Below are 18,248 nucleotides of genomic sequence, written 5' to 3' on the forward strand. Positions count from 1 at the left end.
AATGACTTCGCACGAAATTCGTAAAGCTTTTTTAGATTTCTTCAAAAGTAAAGAACATTTAATCGTTCCGTCTGCACCGCTTGTGGCCAAAAACGACCCAACTTTGATGTTTAATAACTCAGGAATGGCTCAATTCAAAGACTTTTTCTTGGGAAATGGCACGCCGCCATCAAAGCGTATTGCGGATACACAAAAATGTCTTCGTGTAAGTGGTAAGCATAATGACTTGGAAGATGTAGGTTTTGATACCTATCACCACACCATGTTTGAGATGCTCGGAAACTGGTCATTTGGCGATTATTTCAAGAAAGAAGCCTTAGAATGGTCGTGGGAACTGTTGACAGAAGTCTATAAATTACCTAAAGACAGAATTTATGTGTCGGTTTTTGAAGGAAGTGATGAAGATGGAGTGCCTTTCGACCAAGAAGCATTTGATATTTGGAAAGGCTTAATTGGCGATGAAAATCGTATTATTCTTGGCAATAAAAAAGATAATTTCTGGGAAATGGGCGATACTGGTCCATGTGGGCCTTGTTCAGAAATCCATATAGATTTACGTGACCAAGCTGAAATTGATATTATTGGCGGAAAAGAATTGGTAAATAACGACCACCCGCAAGTAGTTGAAATTTGGAATAACGTATTTATGCAATTTGAGCGTAAAGCTGATAAATCATTAGTTCCGCTTCCTGCCAAACACGTTGATACCGGTATGGGCTTTGAGCGTCTCTGTATGGCGATTCAAGGCAAAAAATCGAATTATGATACTGACGTTTTCCAAAATACAATTCAAGTAATTGAGCAAATGTCAGGTTTGAAATATGGCGAAAACGGTACGCTTTCATCGAATAGCTACGTCGACGTTGCGATGCGTGTAATTGCTGACCACCTTCGGGCAGTTGCTTTTACGATTGCTGACGGGCAGTTGCCATCCAATGCAAAAGCGGGCTATGTTGTGCGTCGTATTTTACGTCGTGCTGTTCGTTATGGTTATTCATATTTAGGTTTTAATGAGCCATTTATGAGTAAACTTGTGCCAGTATTGGCTGAGCAATTTGCCGATGTTTTCCCAGAATTGAAAGCTCAACAAGATTTCGTGACTCGTGTAGTTGAGGAAGAAGAAAAATCTTTCTTACGTACGCTCGAAACGGGTATCAGGAGATTTGAGGCAATTAATCCAGAAAATGGAATTATTAGTGGTGATGTTGTTTTTGAATTATCAGATACGTTTGGTTTTCCAGTTGATTTAACTGCTCTTTTAGCTAAAGAAAAAGGGTTGAAAATCGACGAAGAAGGTTTCCAAAAAGCATTACAAAAACAAAAAGACCTTTCTAAAAAGGATGCAGCCAAAGAAGCAACAGACTGGGTTGAATTGAATGAAGGCAGTGATTTTGAATTTGTGGGTTATGACGAAGTTTCAACCGAAGCTCAAATTATCAAATACCGCAAAGTAAAAACAAAAGCTGGTGAAGAATATCACATTGTGCTTGACCGCACACCTTTCTACGCCGAAATGGGTGGACAAGTGGGCGATACTGGTCATCTCATGATCGGCGACCATTCGATAAATATCAAAGACACAAAGAAAGAAAACGACCTTTTTATACATATTTCGACTGATAAAAACCTTGACGAAATCTTGCAAAATGCAGGAACAGTTGTAGCACATATCAACGAAGAGCGTCGTGAGAAAATCAGAACAAACCATACCGTTACACACTTAATGTTGGCGGCTATGCGTAAGGTTTTGGGTACGCACATTGTGCAAAAAGGTTCGTATCAAGATGACAACATCACTCGCTTTGACTTCTCGCACTTTGCTAAAGTGACCGATGAAGAATTAGGACAAATCGAAGATATTGTCAACGAGAAAATCCGTGAGAATATCCCACTCGAAACCAAAGTAAATATTCCAATTGCTGATGCGATTGCTTTGGGGGCAACTGCAACTTTCGGTGAAAAATACGGCGATTTTGTGAGAGTAGTAATTTTTGACCCAAAATTCTCAGTTGAGCTTTGCGGTGGAACGCACGCATCATCGACAGGTAAAATTGGTTTATTCAAATTTATTTCTGAAGGTTCGGTAGCTGCTGGTGTACGCCGTGTGGAAGCTTTGACAGGTGGTAAAGCCATTTCAGTTATCAATGAGCAATTATCAATTAATACGCAACTGAAAGAAGTTCTTAGAAACAACGATTTGATTAAAGCCGTTGAAAACCTTTTGGCTGAAAAGGCAACTTTACAGAAAAAAGTTGAGGCTCTCGAAAACGAAAAACTTCAAGAATTGAAGAATGAGTTAGCTAAAACAGTTGTAAATATCAATGGTGTAAACGTAATTACGGCCAAAGTTAGCGTTCCATCGGCTGAGGCGTTAAAGCAACTTTGCTTCGATTTGAAAAATAAAGTAGAGCGTTTCTACGGTGTCATTGGTGCAGAATTTGGCGGGAAACCACAAATTGCAGTCATTATTGACGAAGATGTGATGAAAGAGAAAAACCTTCATGCAGGAAATATTGTAAAAGAACTCGCCAAAGAAATGAAAGGTGGTGGAGGTGGCCAGCCTTATTTCGCAACCGCAGGCGGCAGCGACCTCAGCGGACTCGAACGAGCCATTGAAAAAGGGAAAAGTTTTATTTGATAATCGGGGCGAACAAAATGTTCGCCCTTTTTATTTACATTTTTTCTTTCTGATTCATAGGTTAAAACTTACACCAATGAGTTTTTTGATCAACATAACAACTTTACTTCTACATAAAAGATAATTCAGTTTATTTCTACAAATAAATCACAATATTTTCTTAAAAAAACATACTTTTTTGAAACGATTTCGCACGGTTTTTGCTTAATTTTACAGGCAACCGTTTTTCTAAACCCTAAGCACATGAAAGGAATTGTATTCACTGAATTTATCGAAATGGTAGAATCTAAGTTTGGTTTTGATATGATGGACGACATCATAGAATCTGCTAATTTACCATCTGGCGGCATCTACACAGCAGTAGGAACTTATGACCACACCGAAATGGTGCAATTGGTGATCGGGCTCAGCAAACGTACTGAAATTCCGGTTGATCTATTATTAAAAACTTATGGCAAACACTTGTTTAGGGTATTCACCACGAGCTATTCTCACTTCTTTAAGAATATTGATAATGTTTTTGATTTTTTTGAACAAATCGACCGTTATATTCATGTTGAGGTTCAAAAACTCTACCCAGATGCTGAACTTCCAAAATTTGATACCCTACGAACTGACGATACTCTTGAAATGCTCTATCAGTCAGACCGCAAAATGGCAGATTTAGCAGATGGACTCATCGAAGCAGCAATTGAATACTTCCAAGAAGCAGCCACGGTAGAAAAGAAAAATATGAATGAAGATGGTTCTTTGGTCAAATTTATCATTAGTAAAATATGAGTGACGAAGTTGAGGTACTGAAACGTAAAATTGAGCGTGAAAAAAAAGCCAGACAACAAGCAGAAAAGTTGTTGGAAGCCAAAGCATTGGATTTATATCAGGCCAATGAAAATCTAAAAAAGCTTAATGAATCGCTTGAAAGACAAGTAGAAGAACGAACGGAAGCTCTTCAGTACAGTGAAGAAAAATACCGTGGGATTCTTGAAAACATGGATTTAGGCCTAATAGAAGTCGATAATCAAGATATAATTAAAAGAGCCTACAAACGTTTTTGCGACTTGACTGGGTATGAAGAGCATGAATTAATTGGTAAAAAAGCTGCCGAATTTTTACTTCCTGATGAAGATTTCAGGAGACTAATTGCCGAACAAAATGCCAATCGCTTAGATGGTGAAACGGGCGTTTATGAAGTACCTTTAAAAAAGAAAAATGGGGAAGTTATTTGGGTAATTGTGAGTGGAGCCCCAATTATTGAAAGTAATGGGAGAGTTACTGGTTCTGTTGGCATTCACCTTGATATTACCGAACGCAAACGGACGCAAGAAGCCCTCGAAGAGGCCAGAAAAGTAGCAGAAGATGCCCGTAGTGCCGAAAAGCGTTTTTTGGCAAATATGAGCCATGAAATTCGTACGCCAATTAATGCCATTATTGGTATGACCCATTTACTCTATGATACAAACCCTAACAAAAAACAAGTTGAATATTTGAGTGCTATTAATTACTCGGCTGATTTATTGCTCAACTTAGTTTCTGATGTATTGGATATCTCAAAGATTGAAGCAGGAGAAATGAAAATCTCCGAGCAAATTTTTAGCCTTAAAGACCTCATAAACAGCACATTACAAACTTTCAGACTACGTTTACAAGGAAGAGATGTAAAATTAGTTCTGGATTTTGATGATGAAATCGAAAACGACGTAATTGGAGATTCAACGTTTCTGACTCAGATTCTAATGAATCTCTTGAGCAATGCTGTGAAGTTTACAGAGAAAGGAAAAATCGGTGTGCAAGTATCACTTCTATGTAGGTTGGGCGATTTTCTAATGACCGAGATAAAAGTTTTTGATACTGGAATCGGTATAAGCCCACAAAGTTTGGGTAGGATTTTCGATAGCTTCAAACAAGCTGACCAAGACGTAAAAGTAAAATATGGTGGAACTGGCCTTGGCTTGGCAATTGTAAAGCAATTAGTCAACCTTCATGGAGGAGAAATTTCAGCAGAAAGTACACTTGATCAAGGAACAACTTTCACATTCACGCTTCCATTAAAAGATAGTAAACAGCAATCAAAAAAATTACAATCATTTTCAGAAGCTGTTTCGGAAGATTGGAAAAACTACCATGTCTTGGTTGTTGAAGATAATCACATCAATCAAAAATACGTTGAAGGTTTACTATTAAAATGGAAAATGTCGTATAAAATTGCCAATCATGGGGTTGAGGCATTAGATTTAGTAAAAAAAGAAAATTTTGATATAATTTTGATGGATATCAGAATGCCCGAAATGGATGGATACGAAACAACTATTGAAGTCCGAAAGCTTGAAGGAAACGCCAATCAGCATATACCTATTGTTGCACTAACGGCTTCGGCGATAAGCGATGAAATTGATTATGCTTTCGAAATTGGCATGAATTCTTACCTAACTAAACCATTTACCCCCGATCAACTTCGAAAAGTTTTGGAAAAAAAACTTACGTTAAATTCGAATCGACAGGTATTAATGCAAGAAGAAGGAGCAACTTTATCTAATTCGGTTACAATAGAAGAAAAAGAAACACTTCAAAGCGATTATTTAGAAAAGGTGTATGGACATGATAGAAAATATGCAGCCGATATGTTTGGGCTTTTCTTAGAAACCGTTCCTGAACAATTTGCATTATTAAAGCCTTTGATTGAAGAACAAAAAGTAGATGAAATTAGTAAATTGGCACATCAACTCAAACCATCATTCACTATGGTTGGTCTGCCAGAAATCACTCAAAACCTTCTAATGTTAGAAAAAATGGCTAAAAACAAGGAAGATTATGAAACAATGAGACTAACATTTGATGAAATTGAAAATATCTTTAATAGAAAAATCAGCTTAGTAGAGAAAGAGTTTGATGAATTACAATAAAAAAAACGCCCAAAAGTTCGGGCGTTTTTTAAAATATATTTCGTATAAATATTTACTTTACTCCTATTTCCAGCCTTATTTTAATATATCTATTTATCCTTCCAGAGAAAATCATTTCTTTTTTTGCTCTTTCATTTCATTGCATCATTTTTCAATCAATAAGAAACGATAAATTGAGAAATCCGAAGTGATAAATAAAATTACTTTTTCATTGAATTATTAATGATTTACTTTTAATTGTAATACTTCAATAGTCAGGCCAATTCAAAACAAAACACATAAAACACTAATTATCAAGCACTTACAATTGTGCCAATTTTCTTAAAATTCCATTAATTGGAATTTTATTTTTTTTTTGGATTTCTCATTTTAAATTACCTTTCAAATTCCAAAATAGGGCATCCCAATACATACTCAAAAACAAGAATTTTCTTTGGATCAAAAACTTAGTTAAATCTCCGAGAGCAATCACACCGAGATAAGAAAGCGATAGCCACTTTCCAAATCCTTTACGCCATTTACGAACCAATAAAATACGATTTCGGGTTATATAATATATCTGAATCGCACTTTTTCTGTCAATACTCGTTAACTCTTTATGCAAAACTAAAGATTGTGGTACGAAATAAATCTGAAAACCCGCCTCTCTAATTTTCAAACACCAGTCTATTTCTTCGTAATACAAAAAAAACTCCTCAGGCATGAGGCCAACTTCTCTGATAACCGAACGCCGCACCATCATTGCTGCTGCATTAGCTAAGGCTGTTTGCGTAGGAGTATCATACTGTCCATTATCTTTTTTCCCATAACCAATGGTAGAACTTTGAATTTTATATGCATGTAAATCAGAAGCCCCTGCGTAAAGAATAGTATCTGGTTGATGAAAACAACGTAATTTTGAGGCACAAATGCCAATTTTTTGATTGGTTTGCATTACCTCAACTAAGGGTTCGAGAAAGTCTGTATGCACCTCGGTATTATTATTCAAAAACATCAAAAACTCACCATTAGCTTGGGTAATAGCGAGATTATTTCCACCAGCAAAACCTAAATTAGCTTTGGTTTCGATGATATGTACATGTGGAAATGATTGCCTTATTCTTGTTTTTAGTGTACCATCAGAATGATTATCAACTACCCAAACTTCAATATTTTTGTATGAAATTTGTTTGAGCGATGCAAGAAGTTCACAAGTTACTTCTGCTTGTCTATTATTAATCGTAATGATAGAAACAAGTGGCTGTGTCATTGATGTGATTGTTGGATTTCCTCACAAACTCTTTGTAGAATATCAGTTGTAAGTTTTATCAAATTTACCATTTCGGCCGAATCTTTTTCTTGTTTTCCGAGTGCTTCCAGTTGTCTGATTGGCTGTTTAAGTGGCAAAATCTGCAACATATCTATTGAAGCTTTGATTTTATGAGCCAAATGCCCAATTTGCGAGTAGTTTTGTTGTGTATAATATTCAGCAAACTGGCGTAAAGTATCTTGTGACTGCTGCACAAACAGTTTTTCCATCTGACGAATCTGCACCGTATTTCCTTTCATCATTTGGCTCAAAAGCTGATTGTTATAAAGTTTTTCTGACTCTTCAACCTTAACCTTTGTCGATAAAAGTGAGTATTTTTGAGGAACGGTGATATATTTTATCAACTTCTGCATCAATTCATCGGCTACAAACGGCTTACCTATGTAATCGTTCATACCAACAGCACTAAAGTGGTCAATTTCTTCATCCACTATTAAAGCTGTAAGTGCAATAATTGGAATATGCGTATTTTCGCTTCTAATTATTTTTGTTGCCTGAAAACCATCCATTTCAGGCATTTGAATATCCATCAAAATGCCATCGTAGTATTTTGCTCTGAACTTCTCGACACCTTCTAAACCATTTTTGGCTATTTCTACTTTTATTCCCCAACCTTCGAGTAATTTTTGGGCAAAAAATTGATTCATGGCATTATCTTCGACCAATAAAATCTTTTTCCCAATTAGTACATTACTCGAAATATTATTTTGCTTAGTTTCTTCAATTGGAGCTTGACTAATCGGAAAACCAACAACAAATGAAAATGTTGCACCTTCACCCAATTCACTTTTTACTCGTAAATCTCCACCCATTAGTTCAACTAACTGCTTAGATATACTCAGCCCCAAGCCAGTTCCACCATATTTTCTGCTAATACTTGAGTCTTCTTGCGTAAAACTTTCAAAAATTAACTTGTGATTTTCGGGAGAAATCCCTTTTCCAGTATCAGACACAACAAACTCTACCACCAAAGCATTATTCATTTTTGTTACGACTCTTGCCTCTAAACTAATTCTTCCTGTATCAGTAAATTTGATAGCATTACTTACTAAATTTAATAATACTTGGGAGAGTCGAATTGAGTCGCCGAGAAGTGTAACATTGAGTTTTTCATCGAACTTCATAAACAATCCGATACCTTTTTGTTCGGCTTTAAACTCGTTACTATTAATAATATTTTGTAGGATTTTTTTAGGATTAAAAGGAATCTTCTGCAAAGTCATTTTTCCTGCCTCTATCTTAGAAAAATCTAAAATCGAGTTAATGATTCCCTGTAAATTATCGGTCGAAATCTGTACTGTATTGATATAATCTGATTGTAATGGGCTGAGACTTGTTTTCTGAATTAAGTTTGTCATGCCCATGATGGCATTGAGTGGTGTACGAATCTCATGGCTCACAACAGCCATAAATTCTTGCTTAATTCGGCTGGCTTCTTCAGCTTTTTCTTTGGCCTGACGGAGTTCTGATTCGTAATTCTTGCGTTCGGTAATATCTGATTCTACGGCAATAAAATTTGTAAGCTTACCTTCATTATCATAAATTGCTTGAATAGAAAGTTCGACCCAATACTTTTGTCCTGTCTTAGAATAGTTCAATATTTCAGTTCTGAAACTACTTCTCTGGCGAAGCTGCTCACCTATAAATTTTTTAGTTTCGAGACTTGTTTCGCTACCTTGCAAAACCTCACCAGGTTTACGGCCTTTTACTTCATCTAAAAGATACCCAGAAATACGACTAAAACCTTCATTTACCCATTCAATTCGACCTTCACTATCAGAAATTACGATAGCGTTATCGGTTTTTTCTGCTACGACAGCAAGTTTTTTGAGTTCTTCTTGGTATCCGATCACACGATTGTGCAGAAGGCAAGATTGCAAAGTAACACCAAATTTACGTATTACTTTGCTTGCCTTTTTTACTTCACTTGGGTCAAAAGCAACTTGAGAGAGATTTTTAGGGCTAAAATAAAATTTTATAAAGCCCAACTGTGGTAAAGGTAAAATCCAATAGCAACCGTCAGTAATGTTTTTTTCGGTAATTATCTCTTGAAAATGGGGCGTACCACTTTTGATGCATACGCCGCCATTCCCTTCGAGATGACTCATAAAATAGTGGTTAAGTGTAATCTCCTTTTTGTCTGTACTAAACTCAGGATTGGCATAGATTAAAGTAAAATTTTCAGAATTTGGCAAATTTAAAATGCTGTTTTTCAGCCAAATAGAACCAAAATCAATATTTTTCTGACGCATCCATACGTTTAGAAAGTCAGCACAATTTTTTTTTAAATCGAGCGAATTACCAATCGAAAGTGATAATTCGTATAAAAGTGAAATCTCACGGGCAATATCTATTTTTTTTCCTGCTTCCATCTATCTGTAAAGGCTACTTGCTACAATTGTTTTATTGTAGAAATCTACAAATCCCATACCCGAAGACGCAATCTCTCCCAAGGTTGAAACCCCTCTTATTTTACATTGTTTTTTCTGATAGACATCTCGCATAGCTTTTAGTTCATCCTCAAATTGTTTATCGAGATACATTACACGGGTAATACAGTCAAAAACCATCAAACAGTCAGCTGCACTATCTTCATTATAAGTCTGATTAGCGACATCACGTGCCGCATGAATCAATTTTTCGGGGTCACCAGTTAAAATTTGTAAGGTTGAGTTTTCGGGAACTTCCGAAATACAAACAATCTCTCCATCTTCATTAATAGCAATAGGGTCACGTACGACAAATTCAGCTCCTTCTTTATAGATTCCAAATGGAAAAATTTTAGCAATGTCAATGAAATTATTTTCGGTAAATTCGTTTGTAGAATTTGCCTCAATCACCTCTTTGTAAACCTCAAAAGCTGGTCGCCAATTAAGTTCCTTTACAATATTTTTTTCGGTCGAAGTAGCAATAAATGGCCCCGCAAACACTTCCCAACCATGTTTTACACCAATTTTACTTTTATTATTCATGAGTGCTAAAATTGCACCATCTTCAAACATTCCTTCTTGAGTAAAAATACACGGTTGCTGCTCGAAACTCATAAATCCTGCTCCACCTCCAACAATATTTATTTGATTATTGAGCAAACCATACACTTTTTTAAGCAATAAATCGGTAGCTGAGACCATAGCGTCAATCAACAAAATTGCTGTATTGACAGCTTCAAGATTTTTGATTTCTTTGAAAGTAGATTCATCTTTCATCGAAAACTTAATAACCTCTTGTACAAGAGGCAGTTCAAGTATCAAAATTCCATCATGATAATTGTTTATGTCATGAATAATTGTGGGATAAACTCCACCAAAAAACTTCAAAGCATTTTTATCGAAGAGGTCAATCAAACTCCCAAGTTCAGATGCCGATTTTTCAGCAACAAAAATTAGTAAAAAATTTTTACTCAGTTTAAAATCATCAATCGTACCCTGAGTTATTTCATTTATATTTTTAAAATACATTTTTTGAGGGGTTCACATGTAGTTATTATTACTCAGAAACCATACCATAAAGATAAACTATTGATTATCAAGACTATTTACAAAAAAAATGTCCAAAATTTGGAATTTTATCTATTTTTTGGAACATAACCTTATATAAACCGAAATGTGTAGCTCCATATTTGAATGAATCAAACACTTCATTCTACCAATTCCCCTCTCTAATTCTTAAATAGTTTCTTTTTAACTGTGGGCTACTGGTTCAAAATACTCATACTTTATTTTTTATCTAACGACCTACTTTAAACAAATATCAATTCTGGATGTATCACATTTTCTCCGATTGAAATAAAGCTGGGACAGTTCTGGCTATGAGTGTCAAATCAAATTTCCAATCATGATTGTGAGCATAAATATTATCTAAATCCTGACGTTCTTTAGCCGATAAATCACCCTTACCTCGTTTGGTTACTTGCCAGAGTCCTGTTAGACCTGCAGGGGCTAAAAATCTGGCTACTGACTCATCTTTGGTCAGTTTTTCGGCCTCATATATTGGAAGTGGTCGATTACCAACCAACGACATGTCTCCTCTAATGACATTGATTAATTGTGGGATTTCATCAATACTTGTATTTCTCAAGAAAGCTCCCAATTTGGTAATTCTTGGATCATTCCTAAACTTCAAAAAAGCTGATTTTTGATTTAGTGCATCTAAAAACTTTTTCTCATTTTTCCAGCCCGAATCATCAATCAAATCTCCGTCGATTTCAGTATTTTCTATTTTAAATTCAGTTTCATACATATTTAGGTGTGCCATCTCCTTGATTTCTTTTTCGGCACCCGTTCGCATTGTGCGAAATTTGTACAACTCAAAAACTTTGTAACCAGCCCCGATTCTCTTCGATAAGAAAAATACGGGGCCTTTAGAATCTAACTTAATTAAAATAGCAACTATCAGTAAAATTGGAGAAAGTATAAGTAAAGCTGAACCCGCTACGAAAATATCGAAAGCACGTTTGCGAAAAGAAGATTTTGGTGTTAAGAAATTTCCATTATCAGAATTATTCCTACGGTTTCCTTCAAAATTCAAACTAAATGAAGCCGCAGAAGCTGGTATATATTTTAACTGTTTTTTTATACGTAGTTGCAGCTCTTCTGGATGAAAAGGCTTCACCACATAGTCATCAGCCCCCAATCTAAGACATTCAATACGGTATTGACTTCTGCCTTCTCCCGTTAAAATGATTAAGGGGATGTTTATATAAAGCGGGTTCGTTTTCAAATAGCTTATAAATCCTTTTCCATCTTCATCTGGTAAATTCAGATCTGTCACGATAGCATCTGGAAACAAGCCATTTTTTAGTAGAGCTTTAGCTGCCTTGATGCTTTGACATAAATAGAGTTCAAACATTTCACCGTAACAGTGCTTCATTAAACTCAAAAGCATTTTGTTATCATCGATTATTAGGAGTCGTTTTTTCATTGACTTTATATTTGTTAAGGCTGAATATTATCATTCAATTCCTTTGCCAACTTTAGCAATAAACATAAAACACTTACTATCAATAACTTACCAAATCAACTATTTCTCATAACTTCCATAATTTGGAAATGAATAATATTTTATGGAAATTGAGTAAAATTTGGATTCGTATAATTATGGAAAATACTCAGACTATTTTTATCGTAGAAGATGATGCTTTTTATGGGGCAATGCTCGAATATCATCTAACTCTAAACCCTGACTACACCGTTGAAAGGTTTGAAACGGGTAAAAGTTTTTTGGATAACCTCTACAGAAGGCCAATTGCTATTACGCTCGATTATTCTTTGCCAGATATGGACGGCGAAACGGTCTTGAAGCGTATCCAGAAAGAATATGCAGATATTCCAGTAATTATTATTTCGGGGCAGGAAGATATTTCGACGGCTGTCCAATTACTCAAAAATGGAGCTTATGACTACATAGTAAAAGATGAAAACACAAAAGAGCGTTTGTGGAATGCAATTCTAAAAGTCAAAGAAACCCAACAATTACGAGAAGAAATTTCTCAATTACGGGAAGAAGTTCGTGAGAAATATGAATTTGATAAAGCCATCAAAGGTAATAGTCCGGCTCTGCAAAGGGTTTTTAATTTGATGGAAAAAGCATCAAAAAGCAATATCAATGTTTCGATTTATGGCGAAACTGGTACAGGGAAAGAACTCGTGGCTAAAGCGATTCACCATAATTCGGTTCGAAACAAAAAACCATTTGTAGCTGTAAATATGGCTGCAATTCCGAAAGATTTAGTAGAAAGTGAATTATTTGGACACGAAAAAGGAGCTTTCACAGGAGCGATGAACCGCCGAATCGGAAAATTTGAAGAAGCAACTGGCGGAACATTATTTTTGGATGAAATTGGAGAAATGGAACTAACCATGCAAGCGAAAATCTTACGAGTACTTCAGGAGCAAGAAATAACAAGAATTGGAGGCAATCAAGTTGTAAAAATTGATTGCAGAATTATTGTAGCAACCCACCGAAACCTTGCAGAAGAGGTTCAAAGAGGTAATTTTCGTGAAGATTTATATTATCGTTTGCTTGGTCTGAATGTAGCCCTCCCTCCACTCCGTGAACGAGGAAATGATATTATTTTACTGTCAAAATTCTTTATTGAAGATTATTGTAAGAAAAACCGACTTCCAAAATTGGGTCTGACCAATGAAGCATCACAGAAACTCATGAGTTATCCGTTTCCTGGAAATGTCCGTGAATTGAAAGCAATTATTGAGCTGGCTTGCGTGATGGCATCCGATGATTTGATTGCTTCAGAAGATATTACATTCAACTCTATTAAACCCGAAGGGGCATTTTTACTCGAAGAAGTAACTTTACGAGAATACACACGCCGAATCATCCGTCATTTTTTGAATAAATACGATGATGATGTACTTCTTGTAGCCGATAAACTTGACATCGGAAAATCAACAATTTACAATATGTTGAAAAGCGGAGAGCTCTGAAAAACGAATTCCATCTTATCATTGCGAATGCCCTTTGGCAGCCAAAATTGGTTGCTATTTTTATTTCTATAAAATATTCTTTCAAGCGTGACGTTTCATTTAAGCATCCGACACTAAACATAAACACTAACAATCCTATTTCTTAATCTGTATGAAATTCAAAGCCGTAATCTTCGACTTCGGAAACGTCATTATCAATATCGAGTTTCAGAGAATCTATCAGACATTCGCCAAATTTACATCAAAGTCACCTGCTTACATCGAAAAAAAAATTACCGAAGACCAAATCTTTAGAAGATATGAAAGTGGGCAGTTTACCGATGAAGAGTTCAGAGAGGTAATCCGCCAAACCCTTGGATTTCCCCTCTCCGACCACGAAGTTGACACCGCATGGAACGCAATTCTGCTTGATATTCCAAGCGATAGAATTGATTTAGTTCATAATATTCGCCAAAAATACCCTGTATATTTACTCAGCAATACCAATAATATCCACATTACAGCTTCCAACAACTATCTCAAAAAAGCACATGGTATAAATAATTTGGATTTATTATTCGATAAACTCTATCTTTCTTACGAAATGGGCTTATGGAAACCCGATGCCGAAATTTATCTTGAAGTATTGCGTGCGAATAAACTCCAACCCAACGAAGTTATATTCTTTGATGACAACCATCACAACATCGAATCAGCCAAAGCGATCGGAATGCAAACAATTTTAGTTGAGCCACCTACTTCTATCGTAGAATATTGTAAAAACATATTTTAAGTTGTTACTTTGTGGCATACAACAAACCTAACTAATGAATCAACAGCGTACACTCCTAATACAAATACTTTTATTTATCATTACTTTTATTTCTGCCACACTTACAGGTGCTGAATGGATTTATGGAAGGCCTTTTTTTTTCGGAGAAAACACCCTCGGTTGGCACGAGTTTTTTGAAGGATTAAAATATTCAGTTCCATTTTTGGGTGTTCTCACGATTCATGAATTTGGGCATTACTTTACTGCAAGAAAACATAAAACTGAAGTAACACTCCCTTTCTATATTCCATTGTGGTTAGGTGGAATCACTTCAACTTTCGGAACACTCGGTGCCTTTATTAGAATCAAAGAACGCCTTGAATCTCGTGTAAAGTATTTTGATATTGGTATTTCAGGCCCACTGGCGGGTTTTATAGCAGCTTTATTTGTGCTTTGGTACGGTTTCACACACCTACCGCCACTCGATTATGTATTTGAGCTTTTCCCAATTTTCAAACAATACGGCAACGAATACGGAAAATTTCTCGAAACAAGCCCTGATTATATTTCAATCAAGTTGGGCGATAGTTTGCTTTTTAATTTCTTTGAACAATACGTTTCTACGGGCGAACTTCCGCATCCTTATCTCTACACCAACTACCCAATTATTTTTGCGGGATATTTATCTTTATTTTTTACAGCTCTCAATCTCTTCCCAATCGGACAACTTGATGGCGGACATATACTTTACGGTCTAATTGGCGATCGTGCCTTTAATATCGTTTCGCCGATTCTATTTGGAGGGTTTGTTTTTTACGCAGGATTAGGCTTTTTCAATGCCCACGAATTTACGACTCAAGACACTCAAATGTTTTTTGAGTTAATTGGTAAGTTTGCGGTATTCATATTTTTCAATTATTTATGTTTCTCAAAAATAACTGATAACCCTATTACTAACTGGCTCATTGCTCTTTCGGTAGTGGCAATTCAGTTATTAGTTTCATATTTTTTCCCTACCGTAGAGGGCTATTCAGGTTTTTTGGCATTTGGACTAATGATTGGTCGTTTTTTAGGCGTTTATCACCCAAAAACTTATGATAAGCAGCCACTTACCCTCGAAAGAAAAATTTTAGGTTGGTTGGCCCTTATAATTTTTGTTATTTGCTTTAGCCCAAAACCTTTTATTATCATTCAAAATTTACCATAATTAATGAAATGATGAATTATTCGATTTACGAACGGTTCGCCGTAGCGATGACGAATAAATCACGATAGTAATGTTTAGTATTACATATAAATCGTCATTCGTAAATCGTCATTCGTAAATCGTCATTCGTAAATCCAAATGCTATGCTAAACTGGATATTCAAAACTACTTTTCGTCTATTGGGTTGGAAAGTCATCAATACACCTTACCACTTGAAAAAAGGTCTTTTTGTGGTTGCACCGCACGCCCGAACCTCAGATTTCTTTGTGGGTCTTTGTACTCGACCAACCATAAATTTAGATATAAAATATTTAGGTAAAGCAGAGCTTTTCAAGCCACCATTTGGCTGGCTTTTTCGGGCATTGGGAGGAACTCCAGTTTACCGAAGCAAAAGCACTAATTTTGTTCAACAGGTAGCTGAAACATTTAAGAAGCACGAAAACCTCTTAGTCGCCATCGCTCCCGAAGGCACTCGCAAAAACGTAAGTAAGCTAAAAACAGGCTTTTATTACATGGCTCATCAAGCAAAAGTACCAATTATTATGTCGGGCTTTGATTACCCTCGAAAATCAGTTATTTTTGCAGAACCATTCTTAACAACTGGCAATTTTGAAGCTGATATGAAGCAGTATTTCATTCCATTCTTTGAAACAGTCGGCGGAGTTGATAAAGATTGGATAAAAAATTATAAAGCTGGAAAATTTGATGAATAAAAAGGTCTGATGTCATATCTTACCCAAACACCAAAGAAATTTGATTGAATATAACCATGGAAAAACAAACCAAAGCTATAAGAATTCAAACTAAACGCTCACAATACAGAGAACACTCAACTCCCCTGTTTTTGACCAGTAGCTTTTGTTTTGAAGATGCCGAACAAGGAAAAGCCCTTTTTGACGAAACGCTCGAAGGCAATATCTATACCCGTTTCTCAAATCCGTCAGTTCAAGAATTTGTTGATAAGGTTTGTATGCTTGAAAACTGTGAAGAAGGCATCGCAACCGCAACTGGTATGGCGGCTGTTTTTGCTGGTTTTGCTGCTCACCTCAAATCGGGTGACCACGTAGTAGCCTCTCGTGCATTATTTGGTTCGGCTCACCAAATCCTAACCCAAATCTTAGCAAAATGGGGCATTAGTCATACGTATCTTGATGCAACCGCTCCCGAAAGCGATTGGGAAGCCGCAATTTTACCGAACACGAAGATGGTTTATCTCGAAACCCCTTCAAATCCAGGACTTGAACTGGTCGATATGGAGATGATAGGCCGTTTAGCAAAAAAGCATAATCTAATCTATTACGTTGACAATTGTTTCGCAACGCCAATTATACACACCCCAACCGATTTTGGTGCAAATTTAATTGTACACTCTGCCACCAAATTTATGGATGGCCAAGGCCGTGTTTTGGGTGGAATAATTACAGGAACAAAAGAACTTATTGCTCCAATTCGTTTTTTCTGCCGTCATACAGGGCCTTCGATGTCACCATTTAATGCTTGGGTTTTATCGAAAAGTCTCGAAACCCTCGAAATCCGTATAGCTCGTCACTGCGAAAACGCAATAAAATTGGCCAAAGCTTTAGAAAAAATGGAAGGTATTACGAATGTAAAATACCCACATTTAACAACTCACCCGCAATACGAATTGGCAAAAAAACAAATGAAGGCTGGTGGAGCAATGGTAACATTTGAACTGGAAGGTGGTTTTGAGCGAGTGAAAAAATTTACACAACTGGTAAAAATCGCTTCAAACTCATCAAATTTAGGTGATTCACGCACAATTATTACTAATCCGAATACCACAACACACTCTAAATTGCCAAAAGAAGACAAAGCAAAACTCGGAATCACCGAAGGCCTTATCCGTTGTTCGGTCGGATTGGAAGATATCAGAGATTTAATTGCTGATTTTAAGCAAGCAGCAAAAAAATCATTAACTAAGTAGTTATCATTACATATTCGACAATTCTCATAATAATCTAATAATTAACACTTTTATTTATGATGGATTGCCTACTATTAGCCATGGACTACTAATATAATCTGAGACAATGAGTGAGACCGTTGAGCAAAAATATATGGAAGTGATAATGAAGGAAGAAAACGCTTTGGTGTTTGCTCGCTTCAGTAAACTTGTCAATAATTTATTTTCTGAAAAATCAGAGGCTCAAGAAGAAATCTTGGCATTAAAATCGCAAGTCAATACTTTGCAGAAAAGTATCTCCGAATACAAAAAAGAGATAGTAATTCTGAATGAGAGACTAAAAAAACAAGAATTTCTTGAAAAAAGTAAAGAAATTCAAAAAGAAAGTGTTAAAATTGTAGCGAATAAAGCTAAAAAGTCAGCAGACAGCGTAGAAATAAAGAAAACAATCACTGAACTAATACAAGAGATTGATGCGTGTATTGCTTTATTAAACGAAGAATAGTCAAGTGAGGTCGTAAAATGAATAATAAAAATGATTTGATTATAAACACTTTAGACGAAAACATCTATTAATTTATAAAACATAAAATCATTTTTTTTGAAATTGACAATTTAAGATTGGTTGTAAAATGGCAGAAGCTGAAAAAATAGAAATTGGGTTGAAAGTATCGAATCGTGTTATCACACTCAAGGTTCATCCCGAAATGGAGCCATATTTTAGAAGAGCAGCCGTTGTCATTAACCGACGACTTGATACGTTTAGTAAAAGCTACAGTGGCGGAGAAATGGATTCTATGGATTTTTATTTGACTGTGGCCATAGAGGGTATGGTCGAATCTCAGAAAAACCAAGATAAATATAAACTTTTGCAACAATCGCTCAAACAAAGGCTTGATGATATAGACCAACGCCTTTCTCTTGGTTGAGAGTAAATTAAAATAAAAAAACACCAGTTGAAAATACCTCTACTGGTTTCAGATTTATTCTTCATTTGCTTTTCACATACTTCTTCTTGTTTTTACCTGTCGGTTTGCCTTCAAGCTATTCGAGCTTAAATGTGTAATCAGTTCATT

Annotated in this window: 14 protein-coding genes; 10 read left to right on the forward strand and 4 right to left on the reverse strand. The window is 35.9% G+C overall.

From position 1 onward, the window contains the following. Window position 1 precedes the first annotated feature (1 nt). The 3 genes from alaS (at window position 2) to ABR854_RS08045 (ending at window position 5,538) form a co-directional block, all read left to right on the forward strand. Window positions 2-2,638, forward strand: coding sequence for an alanine--tRNA ligase (alaS, locus tag ABR854_RS08035; RefSeq protein ID WP_350264890.1), 2,637 nt, complete (start codon window positions 2-4; stop codon window positions 2,636-2,638). Between the two features lie 243 nt (window positions 2,639-2,881). Then, complete coding sequence (locus tag ABR854_RS08040) at window positions 2,882-3,418, forward strand: heme NO-binding domain-containing protein (protein ID WP_350264891.1); 537 nt, start codon at window positions 2,882-2,884, stop codon at window positions 3,416-3,418. After that, window positions 3,415-5,538, forward strand: coding sequence for a PAS domain-containing hybrid sensor histidine kinase/response regulator (locus ABR854_RS08045; protein ID WP_350264892.1), 2,124 nt, complete (start codon window positions 3,415-3,417; stop codon window positions 5,536-5,538). Before ABR854_RS08040 ends, ABR854_RS08045 begins: the two co-directional genes overlap by 4 nt. 364 nt (window positions 5,539-5,902) lie before the next feature. Here the strand turns inward: ABR854_RS08045 and ABR854_RS08050 are convergent, their stop codons facing one another. From ABR854_RS08050 to ABR854_RS08065, 4 genes are all read right to left on the reverse strand, one after another. Next, window positions 5,903-6,787 (reverse strand): glycosyltransferase family 2 protein, encoded by an 885-nt coding sequence (locus ABR854_RS08050; protein ID WP_350264893.1) that lies wholly within the window; start codon window positions 6,785-6,787, stop codon window positions 5,903-5,905. Then, complete coding sequence (locus tag ABR854_RS08055) at window positions 6,784-9,219, reverse strand: PAS domain-containing hybrid sensor histidine kinase/response regulator (protein WP_350264894.1); 2,436 nt, start codon at window positions 9,217-9,219, stop codon at window positions 6,784-6,786. Before ABR854_RS08055 ends, ABR854_RS08050 begins: the two co-directional genes overlap by 4 nt. Next, window positions 9,220-10,305: an FIST signal transduction protein gene (locus tag ABR854_RS08060; protein ID WP_350264895.1), complete on the reverse strand. Its 1,086-nt coding sequence runs from the start codon at window positions 10,303-10,305 to the stop codon at window positions 9,220-9,222. It abuts the gene before it with no gap. Between the two features lie 307 nt (window positions 10,306-10,612). Further along, window positions 10,613-11,767 (reverse strand): sugar transferase, encoded by a 1,155-nt coding sequence (locus ABR854_RS08065; protein WP_350264896.1) that lies wholly within the window; start codon window positions 11,765-11,767, stop codon window positions 10,613-10,615. A 176-nt stretch (window positions 11,768-11,943) separates the two neighbouring features. On the opposite strand from ABR854_RS08065, the gene ABR854_RS08070 reads away from it, so the two are divergent. The 7 genes from ABR854_RS08070 (at window position 11,944) to ABR854_RS08100 (ending at window position 18,101) form a co-directional block, all read left to right on the forward strand. Continuing rightward, entirely contained in the window at window positions 11,944-13,290 is a 1,347-nt protein-coding gene (locus tag ABR854_RS08070) for a sigma-54-dependent transcriptional regulator (protein WP_350265115.1), read from the forward strand. Window positions 13,291-13,441: 151 nt separating this feature from the next. Next, a complete protein-coding gene (locus ABR854_RS08075) occupies window positions 13,442-14,062 on the forward strand; it encodes an HAD family hydrolase (RefSeq protein ID WP_350264897.1) in 621 nt (206 codons plus the stop codon). A gap of 34 nt (window positions 14,063-14,096) precedes the next feature. Next, window positions 14,097-15,248 carry a site-2 protease family protein gene (locus tag ABR854_RS08080; protein ID WP_350264898.1) on the forward strand — a complete coding sequence of 384 codons (1,152 nt, stop codon included), beginning with the start codon at window positions 14,097-14,099 and terminating at the stop codon, window positions 15,246-15,248. 143 nt (window positions 15,249-15,391) lie between these two features. Next, the gene (locus ABR854_RS08085; protein WP_350264899.1) at window positions 15,392-15,961 is read left to right on the forward strand and encodes a 1-acyl-sn-glycerol-3-phosphate acyltransferase; all 570 of its coding nucleotides are present in this window, start codon (window positions 15,392-15,394) and stop codon (window positions 15,959-15,961) included. A 56-nt stretch (window positions 15,962-16,017) separates the two neighbouring features. Next, on the forward strand, window positions 16,018-17,193 hold the full coding sequence (locus ABR854_RS08090; protein WP_350264901.1) for a trans-sulfuration enzyme family protein: 1,176 nt from the start codon (window positions 16,018-16,020) through the stop codon (window positions 17,191-17,193). A 106-nt stretch (window positions 17,194-17,299) separates the two neighbouring features. Next, entirely contained in the window at window positions 17,300-17,677 is a 378-nt protein-coding gene (locus tag ABR854_RS08095; protein WP_350264903.1) for a hypothetical protein, read from the forward strand. A 127-nt stretch (window positions 17,678-17,804) separates the two neighbouring features. Continuing rightward, entirely contained in the window at window positions 17,805-18,101 is a 297-nt protein-coding gene (locus tag ABR854_RS08100) for a cell division protein ZapA (protein ID WP_350264904.1), read from the forward strand. Window positions 18,102-18,248: the final 147 nt, after the last annotated feature.

The sequence above is a fragment of the Emticicia sp. W12TSBA100-4 genome (assembly GCF_040253585.1).
In the GTDB taxonomy this organism is placed as follows: domain Bacteria; phylum Bacteroidota; class Bacteroidia; order Cytophagales; family Spirosomataceae; genus Emticicia.

Excerpts from the sequence above, each read along its gene's own strand:
- alaS (WP_350264890.1), top strand. The coding sequence starts at position 2 with ATGACTTCGCACGAAATTCGTAAAGCTTTTTTAGATTTCTTCAAAAGT.
- ABR854_RS08040 (WP_350264891.1), top strand. The coding sequence starts at position 2,882 with ATGAAAGGAATTGTATTCACTGAATTTATCGAAATGGTAGAATCTAAG.
- ABR854_RS08045 (WP_350264892.1), top strand. The coding sequence starts at position 3,415 with ATGAGTGACGAAGTTGAGGTACTGAAACGTAAAATTGAGCGTGAAAAA.
- ABR854_RS08050 (WP_350264893.1), bottom strand. The coding sequence starts at position 6,787 with ATGACACAGCCACTTGTTTCTATCATTACGATTAATAATAGACAAGCA.
- ABR854_RS08055 (WP_350264894.1), bottom strand. The coding sequence starts at position 9,219 with ATGGAAGCAGGAAAAAAAATAGATATTGCCCGTGAGATTTCACTTTTA.
- ABR854_RS08060 (WP_350264895.1), bottom strand. The coding sequence starts at position 10,305 with ATGTATTTTAAAAATATAAATGAAATAACTCAGGGTACGATTGATGAT.
- ABR854_RS08065 (WP_350264896.1), bottom strand. The coding sequence starts at position 11,767 with ATGAAAAAACGACTCCTAATAATCGATGATAACAAAATGCTTTTGAGT.
- ABR854_RS08070 (WP_350265115.1), top strand. The coding sequence starts at position 11,944 with ATGGAAAATACTCAGACTATTTTTATCGTAGAAGATGATGCTTTTTAT.
- ABR854_RS08075 (WP_350264897.1), top strand. The coding sequence starts at position 13,442 with ATGAAATTCAAAGCCGTAATCTTCGACTTCGGAAACGTCATTATCAAT.
- ABR854_RS08080 (WP_350264898.1), top strand. The coding sequence starts at position 14,097 with ATGAATCAACAGCGTACACTCCTAATACAAATACTTTTATTTATCATT.
- ABR854_RS08085 (WP_350264899.1), top strand. The coding sequence starts at position 15,392 with ATGCTAAACTGGATATTCAAAACTACTTTTCGTCTATTGGGTTGGAAA.
- ABR854_RS08090 (WP_350264901.1), top strand. The coding sequence starts at position 16,018 with ATGGAAAAACAAACCAAAGCTATAAGAATTCAAACTAAACGCTCACAA.
- ABR854_RS08095 (WP_350264903.1), top strand. The coding sequence starts at position 17,300 with ATGAGTGAGACCGTTGAGCAAAAATATATGGAAGTGATAATGAAGGAA.
- ABR854_RS08100 (WP_350264904.1), top strand. The coding sequence starts at position 17,805 with ATGGCAGAAGCTGAAAAAATAGAAATTGGGTTGAAAGTATCGAATCGT.